The 12,820-nt window shown below is 69.4% G+C and carries 15 protein-coding genes; 8 read left to right on the plus strand and 7 right to left on the minus strand.

The features are described from left to right. Positions 1-157 precede the first annotated feature (157 nt). The 3 genes from QMK34_RS08400 to menD all read right to left on the minus strand — a co-directional run bounded on the left by QMK34_RS08400 (position 158) and on the right by menD (position 4,036). Positions 158-598, minus strand: coding sequence for a hypothetical protein (locus QMK34_RS08400; RefSeq protein ID WP_326413127.1), 441 nt, complete (start codon positions 596-598; stop codon positions 158-160). 29 nt (positions 599-627) lie between these two features. After that, positions 628-2,154 carry a M1 family metallopeptidase gene (locus tag QMK34_RS08405; protein ID WP_326413128.1) on the minus strand — a complete coding sequence of 509 codons (1,527 nt, stop codon included), beginning with the start codon at positions 2,152-2,154 and terminating at the stop codon, positions 628-630. 196 nt (positions 2,155-2,350) lie between these two features. Beyond that, the gene (menD, locus tag QMK34_RS08410) at positions 2,351-4,036 is read right to left on the minus strand and encodes a 2-succinyl-5-enolpyruvyl-6-hydroxy-3-cyclohexene-1-carboxylic-acid synthase (RefSeq protein ID WP_326413129.1); all 1,686 of its coding nucleotides are present in this window, start codon (positions 4,034-4,036) and stop codon (positions 2,351-2,353) included. A gap of 117 nt (positions 4,037-4,153) precedes the next feature. On the opposite strand from menD, the gene QMK34_RS08415 reads away from it, so the two are divergent. From QMK34_RS08415 to QMK34_RS08440, 6 genes are all read left to right on the plus strand, one after another. Further along, entirely contained in the window at positions 4,154-5,077 is a 924-nt protein-coding gene (locus QMK34_RS08415; protein WP_326413130.1) for a 1,4-dihydroxy-2-naphthoyl-CoA synthase, read from the plus strand. A 79-nt stretch (positions 5,078-5,156) separates the two neighbouring features. Then, positions 5,157-6,317: an o-succinylbenzoate--CoA ligase gene (menE, locus tag QMK34_RS08420; protein ID WP_442785115.1), complete on the plus strand. Its 1,161-nt coding sequence runs from the start codon at positions 5,157-5,159 to the stop codon at positions 6,315-6,317. Positions 6,318-6,367: 50 nt separating this feature from the next. Then, a complete protein-coding gene (locus tag QMK34_RS08425) occupies positions 6,368-6,583 on the plus strand; it encodes a hypothetical protein (RefSeq protein WP_326413132.1) in 216 nt (71 codons plus the stop codon). Between the two features lie 21 nt (positions 6,584-6,604). Further along, positions 6,605-7,477, plus strand: a complete 873-nt coding sequence (locus QMK34_RS08430; RefSeq protein ID WP_326413133.1) for a 1,4-dihydroxy-2-naphthoate polyprenyltransferase — start codon at positions 6,605-6,607, stop codon at positions 7,475-7,477. 92 nt (positions 7,478-7,569) lie between these two features. After that, a complete protein-coding gene (locus tag QMK34_RS08435; RefSeq protein WP_326413134.1) occupies positions 7,570-8,466 on the plus strand; it encodes a DUF5753 domain-containing protein in 897 nt (298 codons plus the stop codon). Further along, positions 8,439-8,630: a DUF397 domain-containing protein gene (locus QMK34_RS08440; RefSeq protein ID WP_326413135.1), complete on the plus strand. Its 192-nt coding sequence runs from the start codon at positions 8,439-8,441 to the stop codon at positions 8,628-8,630. Before QMK34_RS08435 ends, QMK34_RS08440 begins: the two co-directional genes overlap by 28 nt. Positions 8,631-8,702: 72 nt before the next feature. On the opposite strand, the gene QMK34_RS08445 is transcribed toward QMK34_RS08440, so the two are convergent. From QMK34_RS08445 to QMK34_RS08455, 3 genes are read right to left on the minus strand one after another with little or no spacing between them, the layout of a single operon-like run. Further along, the gene (locus tag QMK34_RS08445) at positions 8,703-9,794 is read right to left on the minus strand and encodes a PLP-dependent cysteine synthase family protein (protein ID WP_326413136.1); all 1,092 of its coding nucleotides are present in this window, start codon (positions 9,792-9,794) and stop codon (positions 8,703-8,705) included. After that, entirely contained in the window at positions 9,791-10,081 is a 291-nt protein-coding gene (locus QMK34_RS08450; protein WP_326413137.1) for a DUF4229 domain-containing protein, read from the minus strand. Before QMK34_RS08450 ends, QMK34_RS08445 begins: the two co-directional genes overlap by 4 nt. Before the next feature lie 11 nt (positions 10,082-10,092). After that, the gene (locus tag QMK34_RS08455) at positions 10,093-10,566 is read right to left on the minus strand and encodes an Lrp/AsnC family transcriptional regulator (protein WP_326413138.1); all 474 of its coding nucleotides are present in this window, start codon (positions 10,564-10,566) and stop codon (positions 10,093-10,095) included. Positions 10,567-10,840: 274 nt separating this feature from the next. Here QMK34_RS08455 and QMK34_RS08460 point away from each other — a divergent pair, with 274 nt between their 5' ends. Together QMK34_RS08460 and QMK34_RS08465 are read left to right on the plus strand one after the other, a co-directional pair. Continuing rightward, positions 10,841-11,053, plus strand: coding sequence for a BldC family transcriptional regulator (locus tag QMK34_RS08460; RefSeq protein WP_315653966.1), 213 nt, complete (start codon positions 10,841-10,843; stop codon positions 11,051-11,053). A gap of 157 nt (positions 11,054-11,210) precedes the next feature. Further along, complete coding sequence (locus tag QMK34_RS08465; protein WP_326413139.1) at positions 11,211-11,393, plus strand: hypothetical protein; 183 nt, start codon at positions 11,211-11,213, stop codon at positions 11,391-11,393. 10 nt (positions 11,394-11,403) lie between these two features. Here the strand turns inward: QMK34_RS08465 and QMK34_RS08470 are convergent, their stop codons facing one another. After that, on the minus strand, positions 11,404-12,804 hold the full coding sequence (locus QMK34_RS08470) for a MinD/ParA family ATP-binding protein (protein WP_326413140.1): 1,401 nt from the start codon (positions 12,802-12,804) through the stop codon (positions 11,404-11,406). Positions 12,805-12,820 lie beyond the last annotated feature (16 nt).

Genomic DNA, 12,820 nt, shown 5'->3' on the forward strand with positions numbered 1-12,820 from the left:
CACCAAAGGCGACCTTCAGCTGGCTGAACGCACCAAGGGCGACCTTCAGCTGTCCCTAGGAGACCGCTGAATAAGTCGATCTGAAGATCAATTGAAGTCGCCTGACCAGCGCTTTCATATTTGATCAATCATCCGAACGCTGTTATTCAGCAGTCTCCTAGATCGGGACCACCGTGGCGCGCTGGTTCTGGCGGCGGATCCACCACAGGATCGGGGCCGCGACCAGCCAGGTGAAGCCGATCGTGCTGCCCAGTGGCAGGAGCGTGAGCACCGCCGAGCGGCCCGCGACGCGCGCGAGCTCCGGGTCGCTGACGTCGTACTCGATGCGCACGAGCTGGTCCGCGGCCAGGCCGTCCGGATACAGGACGCCGTTGGCCGGGCTGTGGACGATCCCGTCCGGGGTCTGGAAGTTGATGATCGTGCGATCGAACGCGACCGAGTCCACGTGGGCCAGCGCGGTACCCAGCTGTCCCTCGATGGAGTGATCGTTGCGCATCGCGGCGAACAGCAGCGAAACGCAGAGAACGGTGATGAGCGAGGCGACCCCGAGGACAACGCGCCACCCGAAACGCCTCGCCCACTCACCGTTCACTCTCACGCCGCGAGCATAGAGCCTGGGCTAAGCGCTCAGTGCTCGTGTGCCGACGCGAGCAGCTCATGGTTCCGCTCGATCTGGGGGTACGACTTGGGCTCGGCCTGCTTGGCAGTACCGAAGCTCGAGGTCGCGGCCGCCGCGGCGGGACCGTTCGGGCCGACCGCGGGCTTGCCCGAGGTGTAGAGCCAGGTCTGGAACAGGTCGTAGAGCGGCTTGCCCGAGACCTTCTCCGCCAGCGCGATGAACTCCGGGATGACGCCGGTCTTGCCCTTCTTCGTGGCCTGCCAGGTCTGCAGGATCTTGAAGAACGAGTCGTCGCCGACAGCCGTGCGCAGCGCCTGCAGCGTCAGCGCGCCGCGGTCGTAGACGGCGTTGTCGAACTGGTTGTCCGCGCCCGGGTCGGCCGGGATGTGCTTCCAGAGCGGCGCGTCGGCGGCGTTGGAGTCGTAGATGTACTGGGCCAGCTCGGGCACCGTGCCCTCGCCCTCGTGCTCCGACCAGAGGAGCTCCGCGTAACTGGCGAAGCCCTCGTTCAGCCAGATGTCGCTCCACTTGCCCAGCGACACGTTGTCGCCGAACCACTGGTGGGCGTTTTCGTGCGCGATGAGCGTGGTGTTCGCGCCGGACAGGAAGTTCTTCTGACCGTAAGTCGGGCGCGTCTGGTTCTCCAGGGAGAAGCCGATGCCGGTGGTGACGATGCCGCCCTGCGCCTCGAACGGGTAGGGCCCGAACTTCGACGCGAGGAACTCGTTGATCTCGGGCGTGCGCTCGACGCTGGCCTTCGCCGCGTACAGCGAGTCACCGAGGTCGGCGCCGTAAGCGGTGATGAACGGCTTGCCGTCCGGGGTCGTCTGCTGGTTGACCTCGTACTTGCCGACCACCAGGTTCGTCAGGTAGGTCGCCTGCGGCTGCGTGCTGCGCCAGTTCCAGCGCGTCCAGCCCGCCCGCTGGACGGTCTTGCGGACCAGCGTCCCGTTGGACACCGCGACGACGTCGTTCGGAACCTCGACGGAGACGTCGTAGGTGGCCTTGTCGGTGGGGTGGTCGTTCGAGGGGAACCACCACGCGGCGCTCTGCGGCTCGTCGACGGCCAGCGCGCCGTCGGGGGTCTTCTTCCAGCCCGCGAGGCCGTCGATCTTCACCTTCGACGGGGTGTCGGCGTAGTTGACGACCACGACGGCCGTCTGCCCCTTGAGCAGCGGCGACGCCGGGGTGACCACGAACTCGCCGTTGCCGGTCGAGTTCGCGAACTGCGCCGGGCGGTTGTTGACCAGCACGCTGGACGCCTTGAGCCCGAAGTCCAGGTCGAAGCGCGAAAGGTCCTGCGTCGCGGTGAGCAGGATCGTGGTGGCGCCCGACAGCAGGTCGGTCGCGGGCTGGTAGGTCAGCCGGATGTCGTAGTGCAGGACGTCCGTGCCGCCGTTGCCCGCGTTCGGGTAGTACGGGTCCCCGACGCCGGGGGCGCCGGGCGCGGGCGCCGCGCTCGCCGTGCCGACGAGCAGGACCGATGCGACTCCGAGCGCGAGCGCGCCGAGTCCCGTACGAGTTCTTCCACGCATATTCGTTGAGCCTCCCAGCAGTGGTGGTGAGCACGCTGACGCTAGTCAGCACCAGCCGCCCCAGGAACGGCCAAAGGAAGGTTCTTACCCCCTGAGAGCGTGTCCGGCCACTCTTTGACACCCCGCTCGCAACTGCCCCTGAAGGCCACCATCACGGCGTTTTACGCCGTCATGGTGGCCTTCAGGGACAACTGGACTAGACGGCGGTGACGGCGGCGGAGACGGCTTTGCGCAGGCGGGCGTGGAGGTCGCGGTGGCGGGTGCGGTCGACGCGGACCTCCACCACGCGCAGGCCAGGGGCCGGGCGCCGGGCGGCGCGGAACTCCGTGAGCGTCTCCGCGACGACGTGCGGGACGCGGTAGCCCGCGCAGAGTGCGCCGAGGTCGGCGCCGTGCGGCGTGCCGAAGACCCGCTCGAAGCTCGCGCTGTGCTCAGGCGCGCCCTGTTCGAGCAAGGAGAAAATGCCGCCGCCGTCGTCGTTGAGGACCACGATCGTCAGGTCAGGCCGCTTCTCCGCGGGCCCGGTGAGCAGGCCGTTCACGTCGTGCAGGAACGTCAGGTCGCCGAGCAGCGCGTACGAATGTCCCCTGTGGACCGTCGCGGCGCCGATCGCGGTCGACACCATGCCGTCGATCCCGGCGACGCCGCGGTTGCGATGCACCAGGACGTCCGGGCGCAGCCGTCCGGCGAGCGCGACGTCGCGGGTCGGGTTGGACGAGCCGACGACCAGCAGTGAGTCCGGCGGCAGCGCGTCGATCAGCTCGGACGCCAGCCGCAGGCCGCTGGGCCACGGTTCGGTCGACAACGCCTCCGTGACCGCCGCGGACGCCGCCGCGTCGGCCCGCTGCCAGCTCGCGAGCCACTCGGGGTCGGCGGGCTTGGTCGGCTCGGCGAACCACTGCCCGACCTGGCGGACGTTGTGCGCGGGCGCGGGCCAGTCCGAGTCGGGCCGGACCAGCAGGACCTCGACGTCCGGATCGGACAGCACCTTCTGGACCTGCCGGAACACCGTCGGACGGCCGATGCAGAGCACCTGCTCCGGCTTGTGCTTCGAGATGAATTCGTCGACGCCGAGCAGCCACGCGCCCGACGAGATCGCGGTCGCCCCCGCCATGCCGATGCCGCCGGTCTCCGAGACCACCGGCCAGCCGTGCTCCTCGGCCCACTCACTCGCCGCCTGAACGCCGGTGTCGCACGCGATGACCAGGCCGGACCGTGCCGAAGGCACCACGAACGACGGCAGCGCGCCGAAGTCGGGCAGCTCGGTCCAGCGGCCGCCGTCGGCGCGGCCTTCGAGCGATTCGAACCACTCCGCGCCGGGCCGGTCGTCACCCGGATCGGGGACCAGCGGCTCGCGGAACGGGACGTTCAGGTGGACGGGCCCGCAGCGCCACTCGCCGTACGCGGCGTTCCAGGCCCGGCAGAGCTGGCTGCGCCAGTACGAGTTCTGCCCGGCACGGCGCTCGGCGACGGCGAGCTCGTCGAAGTAGCGGACGGCGTCGCCGTAGAGCTGGTGCTGGTCGATGACCTGGCTCGCGCCCGCGGCCCGCAGCTCGGGCGGCCGGTCCGCGGTCAGCACGATCAGCGGCACTCCGGCGCGGTCGGCCTCCAGGACGGCGGGGTGGAAGTTCGCGGCGGCCGTGCCCGAGGTGCACAGCACCGCGACCGGACGCCCGGTGCGGGCGGCGAGGCCGAGGGCGAGGAACGCGGCGCCGCGCTCGTCGATGCGGACGTGCAGCTGGAGCCGCCCGGCGGCCGCCGCGTCGTACAGCGCGATGGACAGCGGCGCGTTGCGGGAGCCGGGGCAGAGCACGACGTGCGAAACGGTGTTGCGGACGAGCTCGTCGACGATGACCCTGGCCTGAGCGGTGGACGGGTTCACCGGCGAACCCCGGCTGCCAGGGCACTCATCAAGTCGTCCATCTCCCGTATCTCCCCGAGGGGGTTCGGCCGAGTGCCAGACCTCGCGCTCACGTGCCAGTCCCCTATTCTCCCAAACGTGGATGACGCCCAGGTTTCCGAGCTGTTCGACCCGGCCTTGTGGACCGAAGTCGAGGGCTTCGACTTCACCGACATCACTTACCACCGCTCGGCTGAAAGCCGCTCAGGCAAGCGGGTGGTCCGCGTCGCTTTCGACCGCCCGGAGGTCCGCAACGCCTTCCGGCCGCACACCGTCGACGAGCTCTACCGCGCGCTCGACCACGCGCGGATGAGCTCGGACGTCGGGTGCGTCCTCCTCACCGGCAACGGCCCGTCGGCCAAGGACGGCGGCTGGGCGTTCTGCTCCGGTGGTGACCAGCGTATTCGCGGACGCTCGGGGTATCAGTACGCGGCCGGGGAGACCTCGGACACGGTGGACCCCGCGCGGGCCGGGCGGCTGCACATCCTCGAGGTCCAGCGCCTGATCCGGTTCATGCCGAAGGTGGTCATCGCGGTGGTCCCCGGCTGGGCCGCGGGCGGCGGGCACTCCCTGCACGTGGTGTGCGACCTCACCCTCGCGTCGGCCGAGCACGCGCGGTTCAAGCAGACCGACGCCGACGTCGGCTCGTTCGACGGCGGCTACGGCTCGGCGTACCTCGCCAAGCAGGTCGGGCAGAAGTTCGCGCGCGAGATCTTCTTCCTCGGGAAGGAGTACACCGCCGCCCAGATGCAGGCGATGGGCGCGGTGAACGAGGCCGTCCCGCACGCCGACCTCGAGACCGAGGCGCTGAACTGGGCGTGGCTGATCAACGGCAAGTCGCCGACGGCGCAGCGGATGCTCAAGTACGCGTTCAACCTCACCGACGACGGCCTGGTGGGCCAGCAGCTCTTCGCGGGCGAAACCACCCGTCTGGCGTACATGCAGGACGAGGCCGTCGAGGGCCGCGACGCCTTCCTCGAAAAGCGCGACCCCGACTGGTCCGACGTCCCCTACTACTACTGACCCTGAAGGCCACCATGACGGCGTTAAACGCCGTCATGGTGGCCTTCAGGGACTTGTGGGGTAGGCAGGAGGGATGCACGTGCGGGAGGTTTGGGGCGACGGAGGGCCGGAGGCCGCCGCGGAGCTGACGCGGGCGCTGGCCGACGCGCTGGCGGGCGGCCCGGCGGTGTTGCCGCTGAGTAGCAAGGACCCCGGCGCGAAGGCTTTGCGGGACGCGATGAAGCCCGCCGAACCGATCGAGCCGGACACCGCCGTGATCATCGCCACCTCGGGCTCCACCGGTGACCCCAAGGGCGTGCTGCTGTCGCCGAAAGCGCTCACGGCGTCCGCGAACGCCACCCACGCGCGGCTCGGCGGGCCCGGCCACTGGCTGCTCGCCACCCCCGCGCACTACATCGGCGGCCTCCAGGTGCTGCTCCGCTCCCTGCTCGCGGGCACCACCCCGGCCGTCCTGCACGCCGACGGCTTCCGCGCGGACGACTTCGCCGACGCCGCCGCCCCCGTCCTCGCCGCGAACGGCCCGCGCTACACCGCGCTCGTGCCCACCCAGCTCACCCGCCTGCTCGACGCCGGGGGCCGCGGGCTCGCGGCCGCCAGGGCGTTCGACGCGATCGTCGTCGGCGCCGCCGCGACGTCCGCGGCCGTGCGGGAACGTGCGGCCGAAGCGGGCGTGTCGATCGTGCCCGCGTACGGCATGAGCGAGACGGCCAGCGGCTGCGTCTACGACGGCTTCCCGCTCGACGGTGTCCGCGTCGAACCGGACGCCGAACACCGGATCCGGATCTCGGGCGACGTCCTCGCGCACGGCTACCGGCTGCGGCCGGACCTGACCGCGGACTCGTTCGCCGACGGCTGGTTCAGCACCTCCGACCGCGGCCGCGTGCACGCCGACGGCCGGCTCGAGGTGCTCGGCCGGATCGACGACATGATCAACACCGGCGGCGTCAAGGTGCCCGCGGCGACGGTCGAACGCGCGCTGACCGCCCAGCCCGGCGTCCGCGAAGCCTGCGTCGTCGGCCTGCCGGACGCCCAGTGGGGCGAGGCCGTGGTGGCGCTCGTGGTCGCCGAGGGGACGCCGCCGGACGTCGAAATCCTGCGCAGGGCGGTGCGTGCCGAAGCCGGTGCCGCCGCGACGCCGAAGCGCATTACGTTCACCGCCGCGCTGCCGCTGCGCGGGCCGGGCAAGATAGACCGAACGGCCGTACGCGAAGCACTACTAACGTCGGAAATCTCCGACTGATTCCTCCTGGTTCGTTGACAGATAACCGAATTCGCGTTGTCCTCTAACGCATGACGCGCTGGATTCGCACCGCACTGACCTGCACCGCCGTCACGATCGGCCTGGCCTTCTTCACCCCGGCCGCCTCGGCGGAGGAACCCCAGGTACCGGCCGTGGCCAACAGCGGCACCCTCACCTGGCAGCTCGACCCGATCCACCTCGATGTCGCCGCGCACCCCGAGTGCTCAGACTGGCCTTCCGGAGCCACCTGCAACGTCCTCGGCTGACCATGGCGAATACTGTCCGCCATGGCGACTGTGCGTGAATGGATCGAAGGGGCACGGCCGCGGACGTTGCCCAACGCCGTCTCCCCGGTGGTCGCCGGGGTCGGCGTCGCGGTGGCGCTGGACGCCTTCTCCTGGGTGCGCTCGCTGCTCGCCCTGCTGGTCGCACTGGCACTGATCATCGGCGTGAACTACGCCAACGACTACTCCGACGGCGTCCGCGGCACCGACGAGGACCGCGTCGGCCCGCTTCGCCTGGTCGGCTCCGGCACCGCGGCCCCGAAGGCCGTCCTCACGGCCGCGCTCGCCAGCCTCGGGCTCGCGGGCGTGCTCGGGCTCGTGCTGGTCGCGGTGAGCGGGCAGTGGTGGCTGCTGATCATGGGCGCCGTGTGCCTCCTCGGCGCGTGGTTCTACACCGGCGGCAAGAAACCGTACGGCTACTACGGTTTCGGCGAGATCGCGGTGTTCGTCTTCTTCGGCCTCGCCGCGGTGCTCGGCACGGTGTACGTCCAGGCAGGCCGGATCAGCTGGATCGCGCTCGGCTGCGCGGTCGCGGTCGGCGCGTTCTCCACCGGCGTGCTCACCGCCAACAACCTGCGCGACATCCCCACCGACGTCGAAGCGGGCAAGCGCACCCTCGCCACCCGTCTCGGCGACACCGGCACCCGGCGCCTCTACCTGACGCTGATCACCGTGCCGTACCTGATCAGCCTGACCTTCGCCTGGAGCGACCACCCGATGGCGGTGATCGGGGTCATCAGCGCGCCGCTGCTGTTGCAGTCCGTGCGCGCGGTCGCCCGCGGCAAGACCGGTCGCGACCTCATCCCGGCACTGCGCGACACCGGCCTCGCGATGCTCCTCTGGTCCGTCGCGACCGCGATCACGTTGAGCCTCTGACCACTTTTGCCAGGTCGCACAGGGTGAGTCCCTTGCGGTGAACTGCCCCGGCGTGACTGTGCGCGACGGCGTTCGCGCTCTAGCGTGACCGCATGAACAAACAGGTGTTCACGGCGAGAGCACGCGAAATGGGCGAGGAACTCAGGCGGCGACGCGCCGAAGCCCGGCTGAACGGCGAAGAGCTACGCCGAAAACTGGGCTGGCCCACCGGAAAGCTCTCGTACATCGAGAGCGGCTCGCGCCCGCCGTCTGAGCTCGACGTGGCGAGCTACCTGTCCGCCTGCGGGCCGATCCAGCGCCCCGACTACGAGCGCTTGGTCGCACTGGCCGCCGAACCCAACGACGGCTACTGGCTGCGCCCCAACGGCGCTGGTCTTTCGGAGGAGCTCCGCTCCCTGATCGTCCAGGAAAGCCTGGCCAGCACGATCACGGCATACGAGCCCCTGGTCGTTCCCGGACTCCTGCAATGCGAAAGCTACGCCCGGTCTCTGCTCAACTGGAACTCGCCGGTGAAACCCCAGACTGTTGAGCTCAGAGTGCAAGCGCGTCTCGCGAGGCAGGGACTACTGCATCGTGCCCAGCCACCCCACTGCACGTTCTACCTGCAAGAGCAGGCTTTGCAAACGGTGGTCAGTGACGCCGGGGTGATGAACGAACAGGTGCTCTATCTGATGCTGACCGGGGCCCAGCCGCACTGCGTACTTCGTGTGGTCCCGGACGCCGCAGGACCTTTCGCGGCCTGGAGCGGCGGCGGTATCCGAGTGATGGACTACGAAAAGCACACGCCGCTGGCCTACTCGGAAGGGCTCGGCTTCGGCGTGTTCCTGGAACGACCCGAGGACGTCCTGATCTATCGCGGTTTACTGTCAAGGCTCAACAAAGTAGCTCTGAGTGAGGGAGAATCGCGGGCATGGCTTGCCGAGCTGGCAAGTGCCTACGATCGAGCGGAGGCCATCCCCTCATGCCCATCCCCGAGCAAACCCGGCTGACCTGGCACAAGAGCAGCTACAGCGACAAGTACGGCAACGACTGCGTCGAGGTCGCCGAGGCTCCGGCAACCACCGCGGTCCGCGACTCGAAGGCGCCCGAGGCAGGCCACCTCACCCTCGCCCCCACCGCCTGGCGCGCCTTCCTCACCACCCTCACCGCCTGACGAGAAGGTCCCTGAAGGCCACCATGACGGCGTTTAACGCCGTCATGGTGGCCTTCAGGGACAGTTGAAAGGTCAGTCGGAGAGGGTGTCGGCGGGGAACTTGCCGGTGGTCAGGAACTCGTCGAACCGCGCGGTGTAGGGCTCGAGGTCGAGGTTCTGCTCGGCCAGCCAGGCGTCGTTGTAGTACGTGTTCGCGTAGCGCTCGCCGCCGTCGCACAGCAGGGTGACGACGCTGCCAGCCTGCCCCTCTTCCAGCATCCGCGAGATGATGCGGAAGGCGCCGTACAGGTTGGTGCCGGTCGAGCCGCCCGCCCAGTGGCCGGTGTGGGCCCGCAGCAGGCGGATGGCGGCCAGCGAACCGGCGTCGGGGACCTGGAACATCTCGTCGATCACGCCGGGCACGAACGACGGTTCGACGCGTGGGCGGCCGATGCCCTCGATGCGCGACGGCATACCGGTCGCGTAGTCGAGCGCGCCCGTTTCCCAGGCGCCGAAGAACGACGAGTTCTCCGGGTCGACCACGCCGATCTTGGTCGTGTAGCGCTTGTAGCGCACGTAGCGGCCGAAGGTCGCGCTCGTGCCGCCGGTGCCCGCGCCGACGACGATCCAGGCGGGCACCGGGTGCCGCTCGGAGCGCATCTGGGCGTAGACGGACTCGGCGATGTTGTTGTTTCCACGCCAGTCGGTCGCGCGCTCGGCGTAGGTGAACTGGTCGAGGTAGTGCCCGTCGCACTCCGACGCGAGCCGCTCGGCTTCCGGGTACATGTCCGGTGCGCGGTCGACGTAGTGACATTCGCCACCGTAGAACTCGATGAGCGCGATCTTTTCCTTGCTCGTCCGGCGCGGGACGACGGTCACGAAACGCAGGCCGAGCATGCGGGCGAAGTACGCCTCCGAGACCGCGGTCGAGCCGCTGGACGCCTCGACGAGCACGGTGTCCTGGCCGATCTGGCCGTTGACCAGGCCGTACAGGAACAGTGAGCGGGCCAGCCGGTGCTTGAGCGAGCCGGTTGGGTGGACGGACTCGTCCTTGAGGTAGAGGTCGATGCCCCAGTCCAGTGGCAGCGGGAAGACGTGCAAATGCGTGTCGGCGCTGCGGTTGGCGTCGGCCTCGATGATGCGGATGGCCTCGCGGACCCAGCTGCGGCTGTGCAACCTGCTCACGGGGTGTCCACCGACTCGCCGCGCAGCTGCGCCCGCAGCCGGGCACGCTCGGCGGCCCGGCCCTTGTTGCGCTTCGCGAGCCCGGCCGTGACGCGGGCGTTCAGCGGACGCAGCACGAGCAGGCCCACCGGGAGGCCGACGACCAGGCCGACGACGATGGCGACGAGCAGGGGGACGTCGGCGATCAGGAGCGCACCGGCGATCAGCGCGATCAGCGCGAACCGGGCCAGCAGGTACAGCGTCAGATCGACGGCAAGATGATCGGCGCGTTCAGGCGATTCACTCACGTTTACGCAGGTTACGCGCCGCCGTCCGCGGCCTCGTCCAGGCCCGCGTTGTTGGGCCGTCCCTCGAAGCGGGTGGAGAGCACGACGGTGGTGTTCGTCCGGCCGACGCCGGGGATCCGGCGGAGCCTGCTGAGGCTCCGCTCCAGCTCGTCGACGGTGGACACGCGGACCTTGACCACGAACGCCTCATCGCCCGCCACCGCGTAACAGCTCTCGACCTCGTCGAGCTCGCCGAGCGCGAACGCGACGTCGTCCTCGGTGGCGGTGTCCGTGGGATGGATGCCGACCAGCGCCGTCACGCCCAGCCCGACGGTGCCCGGATCGACCATCGCGTGGTAGCCGGTGATCACCCCGGCGGCCTCGAGCTTGCCCACCCGCTCGTGCACCGAGGAGGCGGACAGCCCCACGGATCTGCCGAGGTCGGCGTAGGTGGCGCGGCCGTTGACCCGCAACGCGGCGATGATTTTCCTATCCAGCTGGTCCACCCGCCTCACTTTAAGCGGCGCGAGCGGATCCGACCGGCCAGGGCGGCGATCACCCAGCGTGTCCAACACCCGTTCGAGGTACCACTTCGAGGTGCAACTGAGTCACCCATATTATGTCCCTTTTGCACTTTAAGGGCTCTTTACTAGTGGACAACCGTTCGAGTACCTGACGGGTGAGATGCAACGATTGCCGTGTTAGCTACCCCCGGCGCGACGGACCCGCAAGGCCCGCTACGCCTCCGGTATAGCACTGAGGTCGTGAAGGAGGCGGAAAATGACCGCAACGATGGGCGGACGGTTGCTCACTCCCGGCGAGGTGGCCGCCCTGTTCCGGGTCGACCCCAAAACGGTGACCCGATGGGCGACCGCGGGCAGGATCGGTTCGATCAGGACCCCGGGCGGGCACCGGCGGTTCCGTGAGTCCGAAGTGAACGAGCTCCTCGCGGAGCTCACCACCGACGCGAGTGAGCCGGCACGCAAGATCTGAGTGCCCGGTCACGAGGGGTCGTGAGCGGCGAGCGGTGCCTGGCATCCACTCGCCTGTCACGGCCCTTTGTCATATCCGGCTGGCTCCCAGCCGTCCAAATCCCGACAAAAGGGCTAACCTCGGGTGACGAACACAGCCTGCACGGAGAGGATCGAGCATGATCTATCTGCTCGCGGTGGTCGGTGCGCTGACGATCGCCGTACTTTTGTGGCGGGCTTTCGGACCCGAGCGCGTCGGCGTGCCGTCACGCCCGTCGTCGATCGCCCCGGACGACGACCCTGACTTCCTGCGCAAGCTGGGCGAGCAGCAGCGCAAGAAGACCGACGACGGGGACTCCTGACCGGCCGGCGCTAGCGGTTGTACTGCTGATTGCCGAAACCGTCCGCCACGGTGGCGGCGAGTTCGAGCAGCGAAAGCCTGGTGTCGGGGGCGAGCCGGTCCAGCTCGATCTCCGCGCCCTCTTCCAGATGCGGGTCGAACGGGATGCGGCAGACTGCCCGCACCCGCGCGCCGAAGTGCGCGGAAAGCTTGTCGAGGTCGACGGAGCCGCCCTTGGGCCGCACGGAGTTGATCACCGCGACCGAACGTTTGACCAGCTCACCGTAGCCGTGGGCCTCCAGCCAGTCGAGCGTGGCCGAGGCGCTGCGCGCGCCGTCGACCGAGCCCGACGAGACCAGCACCAGCGAATCCGCGACGTCGAGGACGCCCTTCATCGCGGAGTGCATCAGTCCGGTCCCGCAGTCGGTCAGCACGATGTTGTAGAAGTGCTCCAGCAGGTTCACCGCGCGCCGGTAGTCCTCCTCGGAGAACGCCTCCGACACCGCCGGGTCCTGCTCGCTCGCGAGGACCTCCAGCCTGCTCGAACCCTGTGACGTGTACGAGCGGACATCGCTGTAGCGCGTGATCTTGTCCGCGTCGCGCAGCAGGTGGCGCACCGTCGCGGTGGTCTCGATCGGCAGCTTCTGCGACAGCGTCCCGCGGTCGGGGTTGGCGTCGACGGCCACCACGCGATCCCCGCGCAGGGAAGCGAAAGTCGAGCCAAGGGTGGTCGTCGTGGTGGTCTTGCCGACACCGCCCTTGAGGCTGAGCATCGCGATCTTGTAGCACCCGCGCAGCGGCTGGTTGACCCGCGTGATCAGCTCGCGGCGGCGCGTGTCCGCCGGGCTCTCCCCGGGGTTGAGCAGCTTGCCGGTGCCGACGAACACGGCCTTGCGCCAGCCCGACTGCGGCGGCCGCTTGAGCTGCTTGACCAGGTGCGCGGTGGACAGGTCGTCCACGCCGCCGCCCATCGCGTGCCTGCCCTGGGGCTGGGGCTGCTGCTGGCCCGGCTGGGGCAGCGCAGGCGCCGCGTACTGCGGCGGCTGCTGCATCGGCTGCTGCTGGCCGGGGTCGCCGTACTGCGGGTGCAGCGGCGGGAGGTTCTGGTCGTACTGCTGCTGCTGGTACGACGGCTGCGGCAACAACGGCTGCTGCTGTGGTTGCGGAGGCGGCTGCTGGGCCTGCTGCTGGCCCGACGGCGTCGACTCCGAGTAGTACGCCTGCTGCTGCGCGCCCGGCACCGGGTAGGGCCCGGAGACCGCCGGGTTGGGCGAGGCGACAGCCTGCGTGGGCGGCACTTCGTACGCGCCCGAGTTCGGGTGCGGGGCCGAGTCGGTGCGGTCCTCGGAGAACAGCTCAGCGTTCTCTCGAGGCTTAGCCCCTTCAGCCGCCTCGGGGTGGGCTGGAGCCGATTCTTCGTTGGGTCCGGTCACCGCTGGGATCCTCCTG

It is taken from the genome of Amycolatopsis sp. H20-H5, from assembly GCF_035828755.1.
Lineage (GTDB): Bacteria > Actinomycetota > Actinomycetes > Mycobacteriales > Pseudonocardiaceae > Amycolatopsis.